Raw genomic sequence first — 23,413 nt, forward strand, 5'->3', positions numbered from 1 at the left:
CTCATTTCCAACAATTATTTTAAATTACGAATACGATCTTCCTGGCTGACAATGTCTGTCACCCGAACACCAAAACTCTCTTCAATTACAACGACTTCGCCTTTAGCGATAAGCTTTTGATTCACTAAAATATCAACCGGTTCGCCAGCAAGTTTATCTAACTCAATAATGGATCCTTGGCCTAGCTCTAAAATCTCTTTGATTGAGCGCTTTGTCCGACCTAATTCAACGGTTACTTGAAGAGGAATATCTAACAGCATACTCAAGTTTTTAGATTCATGGTTTGATAGAGGTTGAGCTTCAAAATGAGAGAAAGCTGCAGGCTGCACATCTACTTCCCTGCCTCCGTGCATGCCAGAGCCAATATGCTGTTGTTCTCTCGTTCTTTCATGGATTGGTTGTTCAAAAGATTGATCCACCTGATGAGATCGATCATTTTGCGGCATCTCGCTTCGGCGTGAATGAACCTCAGACTTTTCGGCAGATGGCTCATTAGCAGGCATTTCTGGAATAACCTCTTCACCTAGAAAATCTCCATCTATTGGAGCTGGATTCATTAAATCATCTACTAAACGTTTGGCAAATGTAACCGTAACAAGCTGCATAATATTTGAATCAATTAACTCTCCGATCTTTAAACGGAATGAAATTTTTACTAAAATTTGATCTTCAGGCACATTCGATGTTCCTACATTATGTTTTAAATCCATTAAATCAATGCCTGGCGGAGAAATATCTACGCGTTTATTAAATACAGTCGACATTGAAGTCGAAGCGGAGCCCATCATTTGGTTCATTGCTTCTTGTACTGCACTCACATGCATGTCTGAAAGATCACTAGCAGGATTTGTGCCGTCTCCTCCAAGCATTAAATCAGCAATGATGGCCGCATCGCCTGTTTTTATGACAAGCAGGTTCATTCCTTCAAAACCTTCAGTATACTCAACATGAACCGCTACATGAGGCTGTGGAAACTCGGCCGGCAGTTCTTTGCTTTCTACTAAAGAAAGAGTAGGTGTCGTAATTTCAACCTTTTGGTTTAATAGTGTTGATAACGCTGTAGCAGCACTGCCAAAAGAAATATTTCCGATCTCTCCTAAGGCATCTTGTTCAATATCCGATAAATAATCATTTACATTTAACGAAGTGGATGATGATGGTGATGTTTCAATTTCTTCTTTCATTTCTTCTTCTTTTGTTTCATCATCATTACCGATACCTTTTAGCAGTTCGTTTATTTCGTCTTGGGACAGCATGTCGTCATTCATCATCTTCTGCCTCCTCAATTACATCCGTCACTTGAACGGCCATTTTATTTTTCATTTTCCCTGGCTGAGCATAGAATTTTTTCTCACCTTCAACGGTTACAAGAAGAGGCTCATTGATTAATTGATCTAACTCAATGACGTCTCCTTCACCTAATTGCAGAAATTCATTTATCGTTATTTCCGAGCGTCCAAGCTCTGATTGAATAAGTAATGGCGCCTTTTTAATTTTTGCTTCAATCGCTTCTTTTTCACCTGGCTGATGCTGTTTTTTCTTCTCTTGCATCCAATAGTGAACAGAAAGCTTAGGGAGCACTTCCTCAAGAACAACATGCGGCAAACAAATATTAATCATGCCTGATGTTTCTGAAATGGTTGTTGATAAGGAGATGACAACAACCGTTTCATTTGGTGAAACCATTTGAAGGAATTGAGGGTTAACCTCGATCTCCTCCATCACAGGATCCATTTCAACTACGCTGCTCCATGCTTCCTCGAAGCTGTCTAATGTACGTTGAAACAGTTGTGACATGATCCTCGTTTCTATTTCAGTTAAATTTTCTATTTTGTTAATACTGATGCCCTTCCCGCCTAATAACCGGTCCAGCATGGCATATGCTACATTAGGATTCACTTCCATTAATAAACGTCCTTCTAACGGATACGGTTCAAATACATTTAAGATGGTCATTTTTGGGATCGAACGGATAAATTCTTCATATGGCAGCTGATCAACGGATGCCACGGATATTTGAACAAACGTCCTAAGTTGAGCCGAAAAATAAGTGGTTAACAATCTTGCAAAATTTTCATGGATACGAGTTAAACTACGAACTTGATCTTTAGAAAAGCGCAGGGCTCGTTTGAAATCGTACACTTTAACTTTCTTTTCCGTCTCTTCTTTTTTGAGTTCATCAGCATCCATTTCTCCAGTAGAAAGTGCCGATAACAGAGCATCAATCTCACCTTGCGATAAAATGTCAGCCAAGAGCCTCACCTCTCCATTCCTTAAAACAGCTATCTAACGTTTCTTTATAAATCTTTCATCCCGCAAATCTATCGACCTTTATAATAGATTGGTGGGAGTTGATTATTGAATGACCCAGCTTGTGGTATACACTTGAACAACCGAGCCCTCTTGTAATAATTGATTAATTTGTTCCTTTATTTCTGCTTCGAGTTCTTCGATCCCAGCAGAGCCGGCAAGATCCGGAGATTTTTTACCAGATAACGTTCTAAGAATAATGTTTTCCACTTGAAAATCACGCTTCTGAATTTCTTGCAACGCTTTTTTGCTATCTACGTGAATATGGAACTGAGTACGTACAAAATCATTTGATAATAAGTTTGTCGTAATTTCTTCAGTTACATAGGACTGGGCAATAATTTCATCAATCGTAGGCTCAGCATTGGCTTCAGGCTGATTTGTAAAATGATTAAACAAGACCAGCGTGATTACACCAATTAAAGTTAAGGCAATTAAAATGATAAGCATGATATTAATGAGCTTATTTTTAAACAATCATGAGCCCTCCAAACCTTTATAAATCGATATAAGACCAATTTCTTTGTACCTTTGATTAATTAATGAGTAGACTTCTTTGATATCATTTTTAACTACAATTTTTTTCCCGCTGACAAGCGTAATTGTTGTATCTGGAAATGCTTCTATTTGTTCTATTAACAAGACATTCAGCATGAACGGCTGCCCATTTAATCGAATTAATTCAATCATTTTATGGATGGGCTGGGGTAAAAGTATTTTAACTCATAGGGATACGAACATTAGTGATGCGGCTTTAGGTATACCGCTCCTGAAACAAACTTCGCTTTCCGTAGTAGATCCCTATAATGTGTTGATTTCCGCTGCAGGCACTCGCTTTCCGCGGGCGGTCCGGAAGCCTCCTCATCGCTTCACTCTTGTGGGGTCTTCCATGGCCACGCACATCCCGCAGGAGTCGGTGCCTTCCGCTCCAATCAACTGAGCGAGTAAGTTGGTAAGTGGTCCCTCTCATTGGAAATAGCTTCTCATTAACTTTTTTAATCCCCAAAGGAAATCCACATATATACCTTCCGCTTGAATAGCGATTCGTTCGTATTCTGAGTCAAACACTCTAATTAATCCCCAGCCTCAAACCTCCTTTACCTAGTGGATCATCTAAGTGATCCCGCTATAAAATTAACGTTTTAGATTTACTAATTCCTGTAGAATCTCATCAGATGTCGTAATAATACGTGTATTTGCCTGGAACCCACGTTGTGCGACGATCATCTCTGTGAATTCTTCAGATAAATCTACGTTAGACATTTCAAGAGTGCCGGCTACTAGGGTGCCTGTTCCGCCGTTACCTGGTGTTTGAGCTCCAGGGACCCCTGAGTTAGTAGATTGTAAGTAGAGATTTTCTCCCGCCTTTGTAAGACCTTCTGGGTTAGCGAAGTTAGCTAATTGTATTGTTCCACCTGGAGTCAGTACACCTTGCTCATTAATATAATTAATGCTTCCGTCAGCACCAATACTAAAGCTTTGAGCAGAAGAAGGAATATTCATATTACCGGTACCTACTAATCTAAGCCCATCGCTATTGACAATATCCCCGGAAGAATCTAAATAGAAATTCCCCGCTCTAGTGAAATAGGTTATTGCACCATCTGTTACTTGAAAGAAACCATCCCCAGATATCCCCAAATCTAATGCTCTATTCGTATTCTGCAAGCTTCCTTGCGTATGGATCGTATCAATACTAGCTAACTGCGAGCCAAGACCTACCTGCCTAGCATTTACTCCTCCTCTTGCACCAGCTTGGGGCCCTGTAGCTCCTGCAATCTGCTGGCTCACCATATCTTTAAATGTTGCGCGGCCTTTTTTGAAACCGAACGTATTCACATTTGAAATATTATTTCCAATTACATCTAATTTTGTTTGGAAGTTTCTCATTCCTGAAATACCTGAGTACATTGAACGTAACATGTCAGTCACTCCTTTTAGTGTATGCTGCATCAGTCAGTCAGCAGCGACAGCCTCCCATAAGGGTCCAGCCTTTTTCAATCAATTACAATCGTTCCGTTTATGTTCGTAAAAATTTGTGATTTTGCTTCTTGGCGGTCCATGACCGTTATGACAGTGTTATTTTTCGCACTGACAACCAAGGTTGCATCATCCGTTATTACTAGAGAATCGGTTACGCCTTTTTGTTTTGCTTCAGCTACTTTTCGATTAATTGTCTCCCATTGCGCTGAATTAATTTCTATCCCGCGTTTATCCATCCGTTCGTTGGCATGCTTGCTTATTTTAAGTGGAGCTGGCTTAACAATCTGCTGCTGTAAGACATCTTTAAAAGATGTTTTAGCTGCTGCATTTTTGGGTATTTCTTTTTTTGAATAAGGTTTCGGCAGAGCATGTACCGATTGGATAGGAAACCCATTATTCATGGTCATACCCCCTTTTATTCTGCTGTGTTCTCATCACTCGAATCTCCACTTGGCGGATTGGCCGGTTGATTTCCTTTTACTGCACTAACCTGAGTAAGCTGTTCGTGATGAATCCAGCGATTATTATCTAGTAAAATTCGGATTGTTCCATCAAAATCTACTTTTACGGATTGAACTTTATTGTCGTTATATTGAAGTTCCGTCCGGTACTCATCCACATCGACTTCTTGCACCCACTTCACTTCTTTGCCAATCAGTTCACTAAATTGAACAAGGCTTTGACTTGTTTGAACATCCACAAATTTTTGGATGGTGTTATTCATATTGGTCATTTGTTCTAGTGAAGAAAACTGTGCCATTTGCGCAATAAACTCTCGGTCGTCCATCGGGTTTGAAGGATCTTGGTTTTGAAGCTGGGTAATTAATAATTTCAGAAAATCATCTTTCCCTAGCATATTTTGACCCGTATTGGAGGTCGGCTTCGGTTGATTTTGCAAAAAGTAACTTTCATTAATGGTCGGCATCCTATTCACCTACACTTCTTCGTTAAATGTTAATTCATCTAAAAAGGCGCGGAAGGTATCATCCTCTTCTGCTTGTTGAGTCTCTTTTTGCTGTTCACTGTCATCATGAGGTCTTTCTTTATTAGATGATTGATCATCTTTAATGGATGATTGGTTTTGAGAGAATACTTCCACACGTTCTACGTTAATCTGCTGGCTGTTAAAAGCTTGCCTCAAATGGTGAAGCTGTGATTCCACTAGTTCCTTTGCAGCGCTTGAACTAGTAAGCAGTCTTGCTACTAACACACCTTCTACTTGAGTTAATTGAACATCTAACCTTCCTAAATGAGCTGGAAACAGCCTAATAGAGAACGTGTTCATACCTGCTTCATTAGTGCGGAAATGACCTCTTTGTATCATTTGTTCAAACTGTCTTAATAGCTGCTGCTGCTGCACCTCTTTAGGCTGCTGATCCCCTAGATGAATAACCGCTTGTTCGGTTCTGCTCATCAAAGGATTAAACATCACGCCGTTATGCAGCGGTAATATAGTTGAAGGGGGCTGTTGATCAGCAGTTGTTCGAGCAAATGTTTGAGTTACATCCGGTTTCTCAGTAAACAACCTATTAATCGCAGCTTTAATCACTTCATCTGCAGGAGCTTGAGCTTTTTGCTGTGAGAGCGCTCGTTCCATACCTTCTAAAAACCGTTCAATCCTAGAGATATTCGGTTCTTTTTGAGTATCAGCCAATATCTGTGGAAACATCTTGTCCAATGGAATCATGTCTGGTACTTTAGCGGTCCCTTGTGTTTCTAAAAACTGACTTAAAAGCACTCCGATAACTGCCAGTTGTTCTTCCGGCCATTCCTTCACCATTCGCTCTACAGCACCTGAAGAAATCGTCAACCCTTCCCCGTCATTCAGATTATTAATCCAAGCCATAATCTCATCTTTCCATTCAACAGGAAGGATAGAAATCAGTTTCTCCACTGAGTCATTCTCTAACAAGTCTTCTATCTCTTCCTCAATCCTAACTCCAGCTAACGACTGTAACCATTCGCTCAGAGATATTTCATCTTGTTCCTCTTGAGGTATTAGCACGTCCTCGCTAATAAGCTCTGCCGATAACTGTTGGCTCAAAATATTCGAAAAAGGGTCACCTGACGTTAAATTTCCATTCCCTTGTTTAGGAACAGTAGCTGTATTACCTATCGTTACTGGTGCAAAAAAGTTCATCATCGCGTTCGCATTCATTCTTTCACCTCCTTTCACATTCCTAACTCCAATTATTGACTCGTTAAACGGCTCATTAAATCAGCTGCGGCAGCTGAGTCCATCTTTGAAAGAATCGCTGCTCTTGAATCCGTTTTTAGTTGGGAGAGGTGAAGGAGCGCTTCTTCCGTTTGAAGCTCAGAAATAATTGCGGCTGCATTTTTAGCAGACATCGCTTCGTACGTTTTAGCGATTTCACTAAGTTCTTGTGTTGCGTTATTATTTAATTCCTGTTCAACTAGCAGCCTTTGTTCCATTTCTATGACTTCATTTTCAAGCTCTGTAATTTTTGAATCCCTTTCAGCAATCTGCTGCTGCAATAAGGCAATCTCATTTTGTTCCGCTGTAGTATCTATGTCCTGCTCTTCTGTCTCTGATTCGATAATGTCCTCCTCATCATCTTCTATTAGGCTTGACACATAAGGGATTGATGACGCTGCTTGCTTAGCCGTACCTAACACGTCAAAGCCAATCATATTAAGAATGACACTAAAGAAGATCACCCCAAAAATAACCGGAATAAGAATAACGAGAACAAACATTTGAAGCTTGCTATGCGTTTTTTCCTTTTTACTCATCCTATCCACCTAATTCCAACGCTTTTGAAATAGTTGAATCGCAATGTCATCCATTTGAGCATTTTCAAGACGACGTTGTTCTTCTTTGAATTGTTCCTGTTTTACTTGTTTCATTTTTTCATATTTTTTAAATTCAATAGAATGTCTAACCATATCCTGCTGTTTACGATTCATCCGCTCACGGGCTAATTGGGTAGTGTGTTGAGTCTCATTGATTGCATGCTGCAGACGTAATAACTGAGATTGACTACTTTGGAGTTCATATATAGAAACTCCCTTCGTAACCTTTTCTCTTCCTGCTTGTTCAAGATCCTCTTTCTTTTTAAGCAGGTCATACAGCTCTGTTGCTACTTGTTCAAATTGATTCATCGCTTCTGTGTATTGATTCTTACTGTTTTTTTGTTCTTGTTCTTTCACGTTCATTACTTTCTGTAGTGCAAAATCAAACGACATCCTCTACACCTCACCCAAATTGTTTCATTAGAAGGCTGGCAGACTCTTCAAATGACATCCGCTCATCAGTAGCTTGAGTTAAAAATTCAATAATCGCTGGATAAGCTTGGATCGCTTCATCAATCTCTTTTGAAGAGCCTCGCTTATAAGCGCCTATATTAATTAAATCTTCGGCTTCTTCATATGTAGCGATTAATTTACGCACACGTTCTGCAGCCTGTTTATGAATTGGATTAACAAGATCTGACATCACCCGGCTGACACTTTTTAACACATTTATCGCAGGAAACTGTCCTTTATTGGCTAACTTCCGATCTAAGACTAAGTGACCGTCAAGAATACCTCGCACCGCATCAGCTATCGGCTCATTCATATCATCACCGTCTACTAATACAGTATAAAACGCGGTAATACTTCCTTTTGCATCTGTCCCAGACCGCTCTAACAGCTTAGGGAGCATAGCAAAAACAGAAGGAGTATATCCTTTCGTCGTTGGTGGTTCTCCGGTCGCTAACCCGACTTCACGCTGCGCCATCGCAAAACGGGTGACCGAATCCATCATCAAATTGACATCAAGACCTTGATTTCTAAAATACTCGGCAATTGCTGTAGCCGTCATAGCTCCTTTAATTCTCATTAAAGCTGGCTGATCTGAGGTAGCTACAACTAAGATTGTGCGGCTAAGCCCTTCCGCGCCCAGATCCCGCTCAATAAAATCTTTCACTTCCCGACCACGTTCACCAATCAAAGCAATCACATTTAAATCCGCTGAAGAGTTTTTGGCAAGCATTGCAAGCAATGTACTTTTACCAACCCCGCTGCCGGCAAAAATACCGATTCGCTGACCTTTTCCTACTGTAAACAAGCTGTCTATTGCTCTAACTCCCAGACTCATTGCATTCTCAATACGCGGTCTCTTTAATGGATTTGGCGGCTCATTATCTGTTGGAAAAGATGTTAATCCTTTAGGCAGCTTTTGCTGATCAAGCAGTTCTCCGCACCCATCAACCACCTTGCCAATTAAGCCGCTTCCCACCTTAATCTCAAGGGGACTTCCTGTTGCTTCTACTAAACTGCCGGGAGCAATTTCTTGAATTCCGTTTAAGGGCATTAACAGAACATATTCGTCCCTAAACCCAACTACTTCTGCTCTGACTCTCGTTTGGTTCTGTTTGCCGACTAGTATGTAGCACAGCTCTCCTACGGATGCGACAGGACCGATTGATTCAATCATCAATCCTACTACTCTAGATACTTTTCCATACCATTTATACGGTTGAAGTGAGGGAACTGAAGAGATTAATGATTGAGCTTTCATCACTTAAGCCTCCTCGAGTCGATCATGAAGCTGTTTTTTTAACTGAGTAAGCTGGTGATCAATTGTTGCATCCATTCGGCCGTATTTCGTTTCAATCACACAGCCGTTCTCAGCTAAAGCGGGGTCTGCATAAATGTAGAGCTCCTCGCTATGTGTAAGAAATAGATGTAACTCTTCTTTTTGCTGCCTCGTTCGTTCAAACCAATCAGGGTGGACATAAATTTTCACATCTTCATGTTCTTGAACCTCTTTGATGACCTGCTTTACAAGTTGATCCCACACTTCAGGAAACTCATCTAGTCCACGGCCGATCACTCTTCTGGAAAGCTCCACAGCTAAATTGACAATCACTGACTCTGCCTCTTCTACAACTTTATGAAATTCATCTTTTGCGCTCATAATAATGCTGTTTGCTTCTTCAATACTTTCTTTGTATTCATTAAATCCATCTTCTCGCCCTTTGAGGAGACCTGCCTGGTAGCCTTCCTCCTTCATCTGCTCATACATATATTCTTGCTCTTTTATCGCTTCACTTTTGTCGAACTCAATTTGCTCATACATTTCTTTAATATGAAGCTCTGCGTGTTCTATCATTTGCTTAACCTTTTGGTCAGCTTCATCTAATTTTTGTTTTACAACCTCATCTGCATCCATACTATTAATAGTACTAGCAGTTCTAAAGCTCTCTACATGCGTGTCTTCTTCTGCATGAATGAAAGGTTGGAAACTTTCATCTTCAGATAGCTTTCGGATTACAATTTGCTTAGCCTGCTTAAAGCTGGACTTAGAATGGACTGACTTAATAACTTTAGACAATCACATCATCCCCTCCGCCACGGGCAATAACGATTTCTCCTGCCTCTTCTAAGCGGCGGATGACAGCGACAATTCTTGTTTGAGCTTCTTCAACATCTCTCAATCGAACCGGCCCCATAAACTCCATTTCATCTTTAAAGGCCTCAGCCATACGTTGAGACATGTTGCTGAATACCACTTCTTTCACTTCATCACTAGCCACTTTAAGCGATAATTGTAAATCTTCATTCTCAACATCACGAATTACGCGCTGGATGGAGCGGTTATCAAGTGTGACAATATCTTCAAAGACAAACATTCTCTTTTTAATCTCTTCAGCAAGTTCTGGGTCTTGTATTTCAAGCGCATCAAGTATTGTGCGTTCAGTTGAACGGTCAACACTGTTAAGCACGTCAACGACCGCTTCAATCCCGCCTGCTTCTGTGTAGTCTTGTGTCATTGTAGAAGACAGCTTTTGTTCTAAGATGGATTCCACTTCATTTATAATTTCTGGGGAAGTGCTGTCCATTAATGCGATCCTTTTTGCAACATCTGCTTGAACTTCCTGTGGCAGTTCAGAAAGAATCGTTCCCGCTTGAGTTGAATCTAAATAACTTAAAATTAATGCAATGGTTTGCGGGTGTTCATTTTGAATAAAGTTTAAGATTTGTGAAGGATCTGATTTTCTTGCAAAATCAAAAGGTCTCACTTGAAGAGTAGACGTCAGGCGATTAATAATATCCATCGCATTCGCTTCCCCTAGTGCTTTCTCAAGAATGCTTTTGGCATATCCAATACCGCCTTGAGCAATATAGTCTTGAGCCAAAACAAGAGAATGAAACTGCTCAAGTATATCTTCTTTCATTTCACTATCTACTTTTCTAACATTCGCAATCTCAAGGGTAAGCTGTTCAATTTCTTCCTCCGATAAATGCTTATACACTTGCGCAGATACATCTGGCCCAAGTGAGATTAGGAGAATTGCTGCTTTTTGCTTCCCTGTTAATCCTTTTTTTGCTGACTGTGCCAAAGCTCTCCCTCCTAATCTTCAGATAACCATGTACGAAGAAGTTTTGAAAATTCTTCAGGCTTTTCTTTCGCCATACGTTCTAATTGCTTGCGTTTTGTTGCAGATTCACCGGTGTCTTCATCTGGAAGATCAGGTACAACTGCTGCTTGCTGCTGAATAACGAGTTCTTCTTCCTCTTCTTGCTTTCTTTTTCTCATTAATAAGACGATAAGCAAAATGATAATAACAACTAAGACCCCTGCAACCACATACATCCAAACAGGTATAACCGTTGATGGAGCTTGAGTTGTATCCGGCTTCCCTTCAAATGGCTGCGAGGAAACATAAATTTTTTCATTAATACCAGCTTCTGTTAACTCATCCGCATAAACACCTGAGATACTTGTGCGTACGATCGTCCCTAAAATTTGCTGTATATCATCTAATCGTTCCTGAGGAAGAACATCCATTCCTTCTGGCGGCTCTACCATGACTTGAATACCAAGATCACGAATTTTATAAGGGCTTTCTACTATGTCACGGTTAATACGGTTGACTTCATTATTAATTCGATCTTCCGTACGCTCATATTCCGTTTCCCCTTGCCCTACAGCACCAGGGAAGTTTGGAATACCCTCACCAGTTCCTTCAACCCCGCCGGCTGGCGTTCCCTCTCCTGTATACGTCTCGGTAACTCGTTCAATGCTCACAGCAATGCCTTCAATATTTTCAGGATCAACTGGTTCTACTAAAGATTCTTGACGATTCTCCTGAGTGAAATCAATATCAGTTGTAACTGACACCAGCACCTTATCCTGACCTACGACGGTTCCTAGCATCCGCTGTAAGTTTAGGGTTAAGTCTCTCTCAATTTCACGTTGAATCGTACGTTGTTGTTCAAAAGCAGATAATGTCGTTGACTGACTTCCATCATTATCATAAAAATAATCCTCAAACATTTGGTTCATTATGACGATATTCTCTATAGGGAGGTTTGGAACACTTTTAGATACTAGATGATAAAGTGCTTTAACCTGATTTTGATCCAATTGGTAGCCAGGGGCTAAATCCACTACGATGGAAGCTGTAGCTGCCTCTTGAGTCGTGTTAAGCCAAACACTCTCCTCAGGCAGGGTAATCATGACATTGGCATGATTGACGCCGTTAATATTACGGATTAAGTCTTGAAGTTCCGTTTGCATGAGACCTCGCTCCATCACGGAAAATTCATTATCTGTCATACCAAAACCCATTTGATCTTGAAAAAAGCTGTAGTCAATGCTGCCGCTTCTAGGTATCCCCTCAGCTGCAAGATCTACTTTTAAACTATCGACCATCGCTTCTGGTACTAGGATCGTTGTACCGTTATCTGATATTTCAGCTGGTATCCCTCTTGCGTCTAACGTTTCTTTAATCTTCCCTGTTTCTTGTAGGGTTAAATTGCTATAAAGAGGGACGTTATTCGATCTGTTTCCAAGCAATAACAATAGAATCAATAAAAGAGCGACGGCAATGAAAGCACCTGCATAGATGCTTTTTTGCTTTTTTGTACGCCCGCTCCAGAATTCTGTCACTTTCTGTTTATATAGTACAAATTTCTCGTTCATGCGCCCTCCCACAACCTACAAAGCAAATGACTATGCAAATTTGTAAACTTGCTTAAACTTGCATTCGCATTATTTCTTGATAAGATTCAATCACTTTATTTCTGATTTCTACTGTAGCCTGCAGCGCTACACTTGCCTTTTGGCCGGTAATCATAACATCATGAAGATTATCAATCTCCCCACGAGCCAATTGTTCTGTTTTCATAGCAGAAACATTTTGAAGTTCGTTCACTTCTTGAACCGCTTCTGTTAATGCCGCTTTAAACGTCTCCCCTGCCTCGGCTGGAGTTTTCAACGGCTGGTTCTGTACTCCTAGCTGATTATGTAACATAAATGGTGATGAAATACGATTTAACTCCATCTAGTTATCCCCCTACCTTCCTATCTCTAAGGCTTTCATTAACATATTCTTTGTCGCATTTAGTGACGTCACATTTGCTTCATAAGACCTAGTAGCTGTCATTAAATCAACCATTTCTCTCAGCGGGTCTACATTAGGCATTTCAACGTATCCATCTTCATTAGCATCAGGATGAGTTGGATCATAGAGAAGTTTGAAAGGGTTTTGGTCCTCAACAATTGCCGAAGCTTTTACTCCAGTTCCGGCTTCTGATTTCTGTTTCATCGCATTTCCTAAGAAAGCAGAAAAAGGCTGCTTTTGATTCGGTTCAACGACAACCATCTTTCTTCGATATGGTGTCCACTCACCATCTACCATTCGTGCACGCGTCGTCTCTGCGTTCGCCATATTAGAAGAAATTACATCCATCCTAAGACGCTGTGTGGTAAGTGCTGAGGCACTTGCATTAAATCCACTAAAGAGTGTCATCTGTTAATTTCCCCCTCTGATCACAGTCTGCAAACTTTGAAATCTTCCGTTCATCCGATCAATTAATGCATTGTAATAGATTTGATTTTTAGCTAATTCAGACATTTCATGATCTATATCAACGTTATTTCCATTGTGATTGTAAGTTGTATGAGGATTAGTATATACCTTAGTCCCTGTATTTGTAGTACTAAAGTCTATATGTTTCGCATTTGTTTTATTTGCTTCTAGGTTTGTGCCCATAGCTTCATTTAATGTATGTTTAAAGCTTACCTTTTTAGCTTGATAATTGGGCGTCCCTGCATTTGCGATATTGTCAGAGATCGCTCGCTGCCTTAGCTGCGAACCATCTAACCCTCTTTCTAATACTCTAAAAGTCGAGTTAGAAAATAACTCCATACGTGCCACACCTTTCGACAATTCATTCATATTTCCGCCAAATTCCGGCATTTATAAACAAAATAATACATATTTTCACATCATAACCACTACGAAAATTGTAATCAATATGACCCGAAATGTCTAATGAAGTTTTTAAGAAAAGTGCATTCGATAAAAAAGCACCACCTATTTACACCTACTTTAGACTTAAGTATCTACCTCTGGGTTATATTATTAATATATTAATACTTTTTTTAGCCTAATTTATTTACAAAATAATTACATATCCATGATCACTTTATCTCATAGGACTATTTTCGCACATAAAAAAAGGGCCACAATGTGACCCTTCTATGAATAAATGATTTATTTAGTTTTAATTTTCTCTAGTTCGAGCAGGAACTTGTCGTTTAGTACTTTAATATATGTCCCCTTCATCCCAAGTGAACGTGATTCAATAACGCCTGCACTTTCTAGTTTGCGAAGAGCATTTACAATTACAGAGCGTGTAATACCTACACGGTCAGCAATCTTACTTGCTACAAGCAGCCCTTCTTTTCCGTCAAGCTCTTCAAAAATATGCTCAACCGCCTCAAGTTCACTGTAAGATAATGAACTGATGGCCATTTGTACAACCGCTTTACTACGTGCTTCTTCTTCAATTTCTTGTGTCTTTTCATGAAGAATCTCCATACCTACTACTGTTGCCCCGTACTCTGCTAAGATGAGGTCATCATCATTAAATGAATCATTTAAGCGAGCTAGTACCAGAGTTCCTAGACGCTGACCTCCTCCAAGGATAGGTACGATTGTCGTTAAACCGTGTTGGAATAAGTCTTTATTTTCAACAGGGAAGGCTGTGTACTCACTTTCAATATCTAAGTTCGGTGACGTTTCTTCTACTTTAAATAATCCCCCTGTATACTCTTCTGGGAATTGACGGTCTTCTAACATCTTTTTCATACGCTCGTTTTCAATTTCCTGTTTAATAGCAAAGCCTAGTAATTTACCACGGCGGCTAACGACAAAGACATTGGCGCTGATTGCATCACGGAGCGTTTCAGCCATGTCTTTAAAGTTAACATGCTGCCCTCCTGATTTTTGTAACATTTCATTAATTTGTCTTGTTCTTGATAATAAATTCATTAAAAATCTCCTCCTAGATTCACTATAAAATATATTGGCTTAAGTCGCGATTTTTCGCAATGGTTGCTAACTTTTCTTCTACATACTCTGGTGTAATAACAATCTCTTCTAATGTAATATCTGCGGCTTCAAACGAAAGGTCTTCTAATAATTTTTCAAGCATCGTGTGTAAGCGTCTTGCCCCTATATTCTCCGTGTCTTGATTTACCTCCGTTGCAATTGTCGCAATCTTACGAACAGCATCGTCAGTAAATGTAACTTTTATACCTTCCGTTTGCAAAAGAGCTGAATATTGTTTTAACAATGCATTATCAGGCTCTACTAAAATGCGAACAAAATCATCGACTGTCAAGTTTTTCAACTCAACACGAATCGGAAAACGACCTTGAAGTTCAGGGATTAAATCAGATGGTTTGGCAATATGAAATGCACCTGCACCAATAAATAAAATGTGATCTGTTTTCACCGCACCGTACTTCGTAACAATTGTCGATCCTTCAACGATAGGCAGAATATCTCTTTGGACGCCTTCTCTTGAAACATCAGCCGATTGTCCAGAAGATTTACCGGCAACTTTATCAATTTCATCGATAAAAATAATTCCCAGCTGCTCAGCCCTCTCAACAGCGAGCTGTGTAACTTCATCCATATCAATCAGCTTTTGAGCTTCCTCTTCCGCTAGAACATTTCTTGCTTCAGATACAGGCATTTTACGTTTCTTGCGCTTTTTAGGGATCATACTGCCAAGCATATCTTGCATATTCATCCCCATTTGTTCCATACCTGCACCTTGGAACATATCCATGAACTGTTGTGTCTGTTCTTCTACTTCAATGGTAACGATACGGTCTTCAAGCTCGCCTAAAGCTAATTGATGGGCCATTCTCCTTCTTTGTTCTTTCATACCCTCTTCTTCACCGTTTGAATCATCCGGCTGCTGTTGACCAGGTTGATTAAAAAGCATTTCAAAAGGATTTTTGTATGTGGATTGTTTTTTGTTAGAAGGCACCAAAAGTTCAACAAGACGTTCATTTGCATGTCTTAGAGCCTCTTCTTTGACGCCTTCCATCTTTTCTTCTTTCAAGATCCGAACGCTTGATTCTACTAAATCTCTAACCATCGATTCAACGTCACGTCCAACATAGCCTACTTCTGTAAACTTTGTCGCCTCAACTTTTATAAACGGGGCACCTACAAGCTTCGCTAAACGCCTCGCGATTTCTGTTTTACCGACACCCGTTGGACCAATCATCAGGATATTTTTTGGAGTAACTTCTTCTTTAAGCTTATCTTCTAACAAACTTCTGCGATAGCGGTTTCTTAGAGCAATAGCTACTGATTTTTTAGCTCCTTCTTGACCAACGATATATTGATTTAAGCGTTCAACAATTTGTTTAGGCGTTAGATTAGTTTTCACGCGATCACACTCCAGTTATCGTTTTATCCAGCCTCTTCTATTGAAGTTCCTCTATTGAGTTTCTTCTATTGAAGTTCCTCTACAACGAGATTTAAATTCGTATACACACAAATTTCTCCAGCTGTCTCAAGGGCAGCTGTTGCAATCTCTTTAGCCGACAGATCAGGGGCATGTTTTTTTAGCGCACGTCCTGCTGATAATGCATAATTCCCGCCAGAACCAATAGCAAGAATCCCATCATCTGGTTCAATCACTTCACCAGTACCTGATATTAAGAGAATGTGTTCACGGTTCATAACAATGAGCATCGCTTCAAGCTGTCTAAGCACCTTATCACTTCGCCATTCTTTAGCAAGCTCTACAGCAGCTCTTTTCAAGTTGCCGTTGAATTCTTCAAGTCTACTCTCGAATTTCTCAAACAGTGTAAAAGCATCTGCTACTGACCCAGCAAAACCAGCCAACACTTTCCCCTGATAGATTCTACGTACTTTCTTGGCAGTATGTTTCATTACAACAGCATTTCCTAACGTTACCTGGCCGTCTCCAGCCATCGCGCATCGCCCATTATGCTGCACTGCAAATATCGTTGTCGCGTGGAAAGTCATTTTCTCATTCATTATAAAGACCTCCTAGATAGCTGATATCCCTCTATTTCACGCACGAGGATGATGATTTTTATACACTTCCCGAAGCCGGTCTTTTGTTACATGAGTGTACACTTGAGTCGTAGAAAGATGTTCATGACCTAGTAATTCTTGAACCACTCTAAGGTCCGCTCCATTATTTAGAAGATGAGTTGCAAATGAGTGCCTCAAATCATGAGGTCGGATATGCTTTTGCATTGATGCCTCTTCCACTCTTTTAGCTAACATCCTCCGTATACTTCGGTCAGTTAACGGTCCTCCGCGATAATTCAGAAAAAGACGTTTAGTCTCACTATTACCTTTTTTAAGTAAGTTTACTCTGGCATCCTCAATATATTCATGTAATGCATCGCATGCAAACGAACCAATCGGTACATAGCGCTCTTTATTGCCTTTACCTTTGACAAAGGCAGTGCCAATCCTAAGATCTATATCCGCTACATCTAATTGACTGCATTCACCTACGCGCATTCCGGTTGCATATAAAAGTTCGAGGATTGCTCGGTCTCTTTTATCAAGAGGTGTATTTCCTTCAAACGCTTTAAATAACTCATCCATTTCTTCTTCATACAAAAAGCTTGGAAGTTTTGAAGCCTGTTTTGGAAGATGAGTTTCTGCAAAGACATTGCGGGTAAGGTCTTCTTCTCTCATAAGAAAGTGAAATAAACTGCGCATAGAAGAGATCTTTCTTGCCACTGAATTTCTAGCATACGCTTTATCATAAAGAAACGTCAGATATGAGCGCACAAAAAGATAAGTCACATCAGAAAAAGCAGCACAGTTATGCTCTTTCATGAAGTGACAAAAATCCTCTATATCACTAAGATAGCTTTTAACAGTATGTAGGGAATAATTCTTTTCAACTTGCATGTAGCGTACGAACATTTGTATAGAATCGTTTGTTTTCGTATTGTTGGTAATCGAGTCCTTTATCGTTGAATCCTTCATCATCGAATCTTCATTTGATTGATCCATCCGAATCACCTCACAGAGCTACTAAATTCTATCATGATTCAGTAGCTCCCGCAATGATATTTACATTTTTTTCACAAAATTCTGAATTGACCCTAAAGCTCGCTCAGCAAGTTGTTCATAGCGTTCTTTTTTATTTTTAATGCGCTCACTAAGAGGCGGAAGCAAACCAAAGTTTGCATTCATCGGCTGGAAGTTTTTTGGGTTCGCAGTAGTGATGTAATTTGCCATGCTCCCTAAAACGGTTTCTTCCGGGAACGTAAGCAGCTCCTCATTATTAACGAGCCTTGCAGCATTAATACCGGCAATTAACCCAGCAGCTGCTGATTCCACATAACCTTCAACACCAGTAATCTGACCAGCAAAGAATAAATCCTCGCGATCTTTATATTGATAAGTAGACTTTAATAAATTCGGCGAATTGATAAACGTATTACGGTGCATAACTCCATAGCGCACAATCTCTGCATTCTCTAAGCCTGGTATTAATTTTAAGACTTCCTTTTGCGGTCCCCATTTTAAATGTGTTTGGAAACCAACGATATTATACAATGTACCAGATTGGTTGTCTTGGCGTAATTGTACAACTGCATATGGGCGCTTTCCTGTTTCAGGATGCTCGAGGCCGACTGGTTTCATCGGGCCAAATAACATCGTCTTCTTCCCTCTTTTTGCCATGACTTCGATCGGCATGCACCCTTCAAAGAAAATCTCTTTTTCAAATTCTTTTAAAGGAACCGTTTCAGCTGAGATTAACGCTTCATAAAAGCGATCAAACTCTTCTTCTGTCATCGGACAGTTTAGATATGCAGCTTCTCCTTTATCATAACGAGATTTAAGATACACTTTATCACGATCGATTGAATCCGTTTCGATAATAGGCGCGGCTGCGTCATAGAAGTATAAGTACTCTTCACCTGTTAGTGCTTGAAGCTGCTTTGAAAGTCCTTCTGAGGTTAACGGACCAGTAGCAATAATCGTCGGTCCTTCAGGTATTTCAGAGATTTCTTCATTAATCACGGTTACATTCGGGTGATTCTTCACACGATCAGTAACATTTTGAGCGAATTCGTGACGGTCCACAGCAAGGGCTCCACCAGCAGGTACAGAAGAGTCATCAGCTGATGAAATAATAACCGAATCAAGCTTCCTCATCTCTTCTTTTAATACACCAACCGCATTTGTTAAGCTGTTTCCACGCAAAGAGTTACTGCATACAAGCTCAGCAAATTTGTCTGTATGGTGTGCTGGTGTTTGTTTTACAGGTCTCATTTCGTATAATCGTACATTTATTCCGCGCTTCGCTAGCTGCCAAGCCGCTTCACTTCCAGCAAGGCCAGCACCGATCACATTTACATGTTGTTGATCCATTTTTTAACGCCTCCACTCTAAAATCATTCAAAAAGGTCTGAACGGTGACTAAGGCAAGGACAAGATAACGAAGCGATCCATTATCCTGGTGAGTACTTGCACATTAGCGGTTCAGACCCTTGGTTTTTCCTTGTTCAATCACCTTGTGGCAATTGTATCAACTAACCATTCTTTGCTGGTGAGTACGTGCTCACCATGACTTTCTATGAATCCTAGTACATCATAATACTTTTTTCGTCAAGATTCAACAAAAACAAATTAATTTGCTTCTTCTTTGTAATCGCATGAAGAACATTGAACATTGACACCTTTTTTCGTTTTCTTCTCAACGAGCATCGCCGAACATTTTGGACACGGACGAGAAATTGGTTTGTCCCATGAGATGAATTCACATTCTGGGTAGCGGTCACATCCGTAAAATGTACGACGTTTCTTACTTTTCCGCTCTACAATATTTCCTTCTTTACACGTCGGACATTTCACACCGATATCTTTTACAATTGCTTTTGTGTTTCGACATTCTGGGAAATTAGAACATGCCATGAACTTTCCGTAGCGTCCCATTTTATACACCATTTCATGTCCACATTTTTCACAATCTTCACCAGCAGGTTCATCTTTTATCTCGACTTCTTTCATTTCTTCTTCTGCAACCTTAAGTCTCTTTTCAAAGCCTTGGTAAAAACCATCAATAATGTGGACCCATTCATGATTCCCTTCTTCAATAGAGTCGAGGTCACCTTCCATTTTAGCTGTAAATTCCACGTCTAAAATTTCTGGGAAGAATTCAACGATTAACTCTAATACAATTTCACCTAATTCTGTCGGAATAAATCTTTTTTCTTCAAGAGCCACATATCCACGCTTTTGAATCGTATCAAGTGTAGGTGCATAGGTTGACGGTCTGCCAATCCCTAACTCTTCCATCGTTTTTACTAGTCTCGCCTCTGTATATCTTGGCGGGGGCTGAGTAAAGTGCTGGTTCGGGTCAATAGACTCTTTCTTTACTTTTTGACCTTCTTCAAGGTTAGGCAGCAGACGGTCTTCCTCTTTCTTTCCGTCATCATTTCCCTCGATATACACTTTCATAAAACCAGGAAACTTCACTTTCGAACCTGTTGCTCTAAATAGTACTCCTTCGTTTACAAGGTCCACAGACATCGTATCCATAATAGCTGGAGCCATTTCACTTGCAACTAAACGTTCCCAGATTAGACGATACAAACGAAGCTGGTCACGTGATAAATAGCTCTTCAAGCTTTTAGGATCTTTAAATACAGCAGTAGGGCGAATAGCTTCGTGAGCGTCTTGTGCTTTCTTATCTTTCTTCACCGCACGCTGTCCTACTCTCGTGTATTCTTCCCCAAATTGTTCTACAATGTATTGCCTTGTTTCATTTTGCGCAGTCTCTGAGATTCGTGTAGAGTCGGTACGCATGTACGTAATTAAACCAACTGTCCCTTCCTTGCCTAGGTCAATCCCCTCATATAACTGCTGAGCAATCATCATTGTTTTCTTTGCTCTAAAATTCAGCTTTCTTGCAGCCTCTTGCTGAAGAGAAGAGGTAGTAAATGGAGTTACAGGGTTTCTTTTACGTTCTTTCTTTTTTACAGATGCCACATCAAACGACTTACCTTTTAATTGCTTTAAAACCGCTTGGACCTCTTCCTCTGATTTAAGTTCTTGCTTCTTGCCGTCTACTCCGTAAAATTTAGCGTCAAAAGCCTCATCCCCTAATGAGAACTTTCCTTGAATGGTCCAATATTCTTCAGGTACGAACGCTTGTATTTCTTTCTCACGCTCAATAATCATTTTGACGGCGACAGATTGAACACGACCTGCACTTAATCCTTTTTTAACTTTTTTCCATAAAAGAGGACTAATATTATAACCAACTAAACGGTCTAAAATGCGTCGTGCTTGCTGAGCATCTACCAAATCCATATTAATTTTTCTCGGTGTTTTAAATGCATCTTTAATTGCCTGCTTTGTAATTTCATTAAACACTACGCGACAATCAGACTGCTCATCAATATTAAGACTATGGGCAAGATGCCAAGCGATAGCCTCTCCTTCACGATCGGGGTCAGCTGCGAGATAAATTCGTTTCACTTTTTTAGCAGCTGTCTTTAATTCTTTTAACACGGGGCCTTTCCCGCGGATTGTAATATACTTTGGTTGAAAATTTTCTTCAACATCTACTCCCATTTGACTTTTTGGTAAGTCTCTGACATGTCCCATTGAAGCCTTTACAATGTATTTTTTGCCTAAATATTTACCAATGGTCTTTGCTTTGGCGGGAGATTCAACGATTACTAAATAATCGGCCATAACAAGCAGCTCCCTCTCTCGAAGTTAAATTAAAATCTTCCCTATTATTAAACAGACTTTTACCATTTGTCAAACAAGAGTTTAAAAATTTCGTATTAAAACGTATGGAAATTGACAAAAAACGACTATATTATATAGAAGAAACTCGGAAATTTTATGACGATTTTATGTCCATTCGTTTAAAATATCACTCATTTCTACTACTAATTTTGCTCCCTCTTTAATCAGTTGATTTGTGCCCTTTGATAACTCGCTGTCAATAGGACCAGGCACGGCAAATACATCACGATTTTGATCTAATGCTTGGTCGGCCGTAATAAGAGAGCCGCTTCTTTCTTTTGCTTCTATGACCAAAACCCCTTTTGATAACCCACTAATTATGCGATTCCTTGCTGGAAATGTCCACTTTGCTGGAGGTTGATGCGGAGGGTATTCGCTTATCACAAGCTGATGGGCAGCCATGTAAGTGAAAAGATTTTTATTCTCTTTTGGATAGAAGTGATGAAAGCCAGATCCTAACACAGCGATCGTATGTCCATTTTGCGAGATGGTCTGTTGATGAGCTGCCGTATCAATGCCAAGAGCTAACCCGCTTACAATACATACGTTTTCCTTCACAAGCGGTTTCACTAGATTTGCAACAGCCCCAAGCCCCCTATTTGTGGGCGTTCTTGAACCTACTACTGCCAATTTCAATTTGATTTGCAAAAGATCTATATCCCCTTTGCAATAGAGCACCCAAGGAGGATCATATAACTCTTTCAGCTGTTTAGGGTAATCCGCATCAAAACGAGTTAACGTAGTAATTTGCGAGGTTGCTAGCTTGCTTACATATTCACGTGAGTTTACTTCCTTTAAATAGGTTACAAGTTTTACTGCTTTATCTCGCTTTAAATGGAGATGCTTTATAAAAAAGGCAGAGGATAAGGTGAATGGAGTCAGAAGCTCTGGGTCATGATTGATCAGTGCAGCAATTTGTTTCCAAGACAAAAACATGCTGCTGTGCAGCACAATCAACCGTTCTCTAAATGTATTCATTTATGAACACTTCCTTTTGGGGAGATGAGGGTAGTGGTGCGGGGTTCATAAGATAAAAAAGCTCCTCAAATAAGAGGAGCTTTTTTGATTATTTTGCTACTTCATGAGTTGTACATTTTTCAAGCAAGTCATTTTCTTTAAGAGCTTTGATAAGTGTTTCACCCATAACAGAAGGTGTTTCAGCCACTTTTACGCCGCAGCTCTCAAGAGTTTTGATTTTCTCGGCTGCTGTTCCTTTACCACCAGAGATAATCGCACCAGCATGACCCATACGTTTTCCTGGAGGTGCTGTCTGACCGCCAATGAAACCAACTACCGGCTTCTTCATGTTAGCTTTAATCCACTCAGCAGCCTCTTCTTCTGCTGTACCGCCGATCTCACCGATCATGATCACAGCATATGTTTCTGGATCTTCGTTAAATAACTCTAATACATCGATGAAGTTTGTTCCATTAACTGGGTCTCCACCAATACCAACAGCTGTCGATTGACCGATACCATTCGTTGAAAGCTGGTGAACAGCTTCATACGTTAATGTACCAGAACGAGATACAACACCTACATGACCTTTTTTATGAATGTAGCCTGGCATAATTCCAATTTTACATTCTTCCGGTGTAATGACACCTGGGCAGTTTGGTCCAATAAGGCGAGTCTTCTTGCCTTCCATGTAACGTCTAACACTTACCATATCCATTACAGGAATACCTTCAGTTATACAAATAGCTAAATCTAATTCAGCGTCTACTGCTTCCATGATTGCATCTGCAGCGAATGCAGGTGGAACATAAATAACTGATGCGTTAGCTCCTGTAGCTTTAACAGCATCCTCTACTGTATCAAATACAGGGACACCTTCAACTTCTGTTCCGCCTTTACCAGGTGTTACACCACCAACAATTTGTGTACCGTACTCAATTGCTTGTTGTGTATGGAATAAGCCAGTTGCGCCTGTAATTCCTTGTACAATGACTTTTGTATCTTTGTTAATAAGGATACTCATTCTCTTTGTCCCGCCTTTCGTATTAACAATTAAATTGAATCATTTTATCTAA

General features: G+C 40.1%; 25 protein-coding genes. All 25 read right to left on the reverse strand.

The genetic code is table 11. From position 1 onward, the window contains the following. Positions 1-14 precede the first annotated feature (14 nt). The gene (gene fliY, locus PQ478_RS13815) at positions 15-1,268 is read right to left on the reverse strand and encodes a flagellar motor switch phosphatase FliY (protein ID WP_289236984.1); all 1,254 of its coding nucleotides are present in this window, start codon (positions 1,266-1,268) and stop codon (positions 15-17) included. Then, on the reverse strand, positions 1,261-2,253 hold the full coding sequence (gene fliM, locus PQ478_RS13820) for a flagellar motor switch protein FliM (RefSeq protein WP_075682661.1): 993 nt from the start codon (positions 2,251-2,253) through the stop codon (positions 1,261-1,263). Before fliM ends, fliY begins: the two co-directional genes overlap by 8 nt. Before the next feature lie 102 nt (positions 2,254-2,355). After that, positions 2,356-2,787, reverse strand: coding sequence for a flagellar basal body-associated protein FliL (gene fliL / locus PQ478_RS13825; RefSeq protein ID WP_012959380.1), 432 nt, complete (start codon positions 2,785-2,787; stop codon positions 2,356-2,358). After that, on the reverse strand, positions 2,788-3,000 hold the full coding sequence (locus PQ478_RS13830) for a flagellar FlbD family protein (RefSeq protein ID WP_075682660.1): 213 nt from the start codon (positions 2,998-3,000) through the stop codon (positions 2,788-2,790). 444 nt (positions 3,001-3,444) lie between these two features. Continuing rightward, positions 3,445-4,233 carry a flagellar basal body rod protein FlgG gene (flgG, locus tag PQ478_RS13835; RefSeq protein ID WP_289234626.1) on the reverse strand — a complete coding sequence of 263 codons (789 nt, stop codon included), beginning with the start codon at positions 4,231-4,233 and terminating at the stop codon, positions 3,445-3,447. Between the two features lie 74 nt (positions 4,234-4,307). After that, a complete protein-coding gene (locus PQ478_RS13840; RefSeq protein ID WP_022628168.1) occupies positions 4,308-4,694 on the reverse strand; it encodes a TIGR02530 family flagellar biosynthesis protein in 387 nt (128 codons plus the stop codon). 14 nt (positions 4,695-4,708) lie between these two features. After that, on the reverse strand, positions 4,709-5,218 hold the full coding sequence (gene flgD / locus PQ478_RS13845; protein WP_289234627.1) for a flagellar hook assembly protein FlgD: 510 nt from the start codon (positions 5,216-5,218) through the stop codon (positions 4,709-4,711). A gap of 9 nt (positions 5,219-5,227) precedes the next feature. Next, positions 5,228-6,451 carry a flagellar hook-length control protein FliK gene (locus PQ478_RS13850; RefSeq protein ID WP_289234628.1) on the reverse strand — a complete coding sequence of 408 codons (1,224 nt, stop codon included), beginning with the start codon at positions 6,449-6,451 and terminating at the stop codon, positions 5,228-5,230. A gap of 32 nt (positions 6,452-6,483) precedes the next feature. Then, positions 6,484-7,047: a MotE family protein gene (locus PQ478_RS13855; protein ID WP_289234629.1), complete on the reverse strand. Its 564-nt coding sequence runs from the start codon at positions 7,045-7,047 to the stop codon at positions 6,484-6,486. Positions 7,048-7,056: 9 nt separating this feature from the next. After that, the gene (gene fliJ / locus PQ478_RS13860) at positions 7,057-7,500 is read right to left on the reverse strand and encodes a flagellar export protein FliJ (RefSeq protein WP_289234630.1); all 444 of its coding nucleotides are present in this window, start codon (positions 7,498-7,500) and stop codon (positions 7,057-7,059) included. Positions 7,501-7,510: 10 nt separating this feature from the next. Beyond that, positions 7,511-8,818, reverse strand: a complete 1,308-nt coding sequence (gene fliI / locus PQ478_RS13865) for a flagellar protein export ATPase FliI (protein WP_289234631.1) — start codon at positions 8,816-8,818, stop codon at positions 7,511-7,513. A gap of 3 nt (positions 8,819-8,821) precedes the next feature. Beyond that, positions 8,822-9,634 (reverse strand): flagellar assembly protein FliH, encoded by an 813-nt coding sequence (gene fliH / locus PQ478_RS13870; RefSeq protein ID WP_075682655.1) that lies wholly within the window; start codon positions 9,632-9,634, stop codon positions 8,822-8,824. Beyond that, on the reverse strand, positions 9,627-10,643 hold the full coding sequence (gene fliG, locus PQ478_RS13875; RefSeq protein WP_022628175.1) for a flagellar motor switch protein FliG: 1,017 nt from the start codon (positions 10,641-10,643) through the stop codon (positions 9,627-9,629). Before fliG ends, fliH begins: the two co-directional genes overlap by 8 nt. A gap of 11 nt (positions 10,644-10,654) precedes the next feature. Beyond that, entirely contained in the window at positions 10,655-12,229 is a 1,575-nt protein-coding gene (fliF, locus tag PQ478_RS13880; protein WP_289234632.1) for a flagellar basal-body MS-ring/collar protein FliF, read from the reverse strand. A 52-nt stretch (positions 12,230-12,281) separates the two neighbouring features. Next, complete coding sequence (fliE, locus tag PQ478_RS13885; RefSeq protein WP_476489876.1) at positions 12,282-12,560, reverse strand: flagellar hook-basal body complex protein FliE; 279 nt, start codon at positions 12,558-12,560, stop codon at positions 12,282-12,284. A gap of 42 nt (positions 12,561-12,602) precedes the next feature. After that, positions 12,603-13,058: a flagellar basal body rod protein FlgC gene (flgC, locus tag PQ478_RS13890; protein WP_289234633.1), complete on the reverse strand. Its 456-nt coding sequence runs from the start codon at positions 13,056-13,058 to the stop codon at positions 12,603-12,605. Positions 13,059-13,061: 3 nt separating this feature from the next. Then, positions 13,062-13,457, reverse strand: coding sequence for a flagellar basal body rod protein FlgB (gene flgB, locus PQ478_RS13895; RefSeq protein WP_012959394.1), 396 nt, complete (start codon positions 13,455-13,457; stop codon positions 13,062-13,064). A 348-nt stretch (positions 13,458-13,805) separates the two neighbouring features. Continuing rightward, a complete protein-coding gene (gene codY, locus PQ478_RS13900; protein ID WP_012959395.1) occupies positions 13,806-14,585 on the reverse strand; it encodes a GTP-sensing pleiotropic transcriptional regulator CodY in 780 nt (259 codons plus the stop codon). A gap of 22 nt (positions 14,586-14,607) precedes the next feature. Further along, the gene (hslU, locus tag PQ478_RS13905; RefSeq protein ID WP_012959396.1) at positions 14,608-16,002 is read right to left on the reverse strand and encodes an ATP-dependent protease ATPase subunit HslU; all 1,395 of its coding nucleotides are present in this window, start codon (positions 16,000-16,002) and stop codon (positions 14,608-14,610) included. A 65-nt stretch (positions 16,003-16,067) separates the two neighbouring features. Continuing rightward, positions 16,068-16,619, reverse strand: a complete 552-nt coding sequence (gene hslV, locus PQ478_RS13910; protein WP_012959397.1) for an ATP-dependent protease subunit HslV — start codon at positions 16,617-16,619, stop codon at positions 16,068-16,070. A 36-nt stretch (positions 16,620-16,655) separates the two neighbouring features. Next, the gene (gene xerC, locus PQ478_RS13915; protein ID WP_289234634.1) at positions 16,656-17,621 is read right to left on the reverse strand and encodes a tyrosine recombinase XerC; all 966 of its coding nucleotides are present in this window, start codon (positions 17,619-17,621) and stop codon (positions 16,656-16,658) included. 60 nt (positions 17,622-17,681) lie between these two features. Next, positions 17,682-18,989 carry an FADH(2)-oxidizing methylenetetrahydrofolate--tRNA-(uracil(54)-C(5))-methyltransferase TrmFO gene (gene trmFO / locus PQ478_RS13920; RefSeq protein ID WP_012959399.1) on the reverse strand — a complete coding sequence of 436 codons (1,308 nt, stop codon included), beginning with the start codon at positions 18,987-18,989 and terminating at the stop codon, positions 17,682-17,684. Positions 18,990-19,247: 258 nt separating this feature from the next. Beyond that, a complete protein-coding gene (gene topA, locus PQ478_RS13925) occupies positions 19,248-21,320 on the reverse strand; it encodes a type I DNA topoisomerase (protein WP_289234635.1) in 2,073 nt (690 codons plus the stop codon). 165 nt (positions 21,321-21,485) lie between these two features. Continuing rightward, positions 21,486-22,358, reverse strand: coding sequence for a DNA-processing protein DprA (gene dprA / locus PQ478_RS13930; protein ID WP_289234636.1), 873 nt, complete (start codon positions 22,356-22,358; stop codon positions 21,486-21,488). Between the two features lie 88 nt (positions 22,359-22,446). Beyond that, positions 22,447-23,361, reverse strand: a complete 915-nt coding sequence (sucD, locus tag PQ478_RS13935; RefSeq protein ID WP_012959402.1) for a succinate--CoA ligase subunit alpha — start codon at positions 23,359-23,361, stop codon at positions 22,447-22,449. Positions 23,362-23,413 lie beyond the last annotated feature (52 nt).

The organism is Alkalihalophilus pseudofirmus, from assembly GCF_029094545.1.
Classification (GTDB): Bacteria; Bacillota; Bacilli; order Bacillales; family Bacillaceae_D; genus Alkalihalophilus; species Alkalihalophilus pseudofirmus.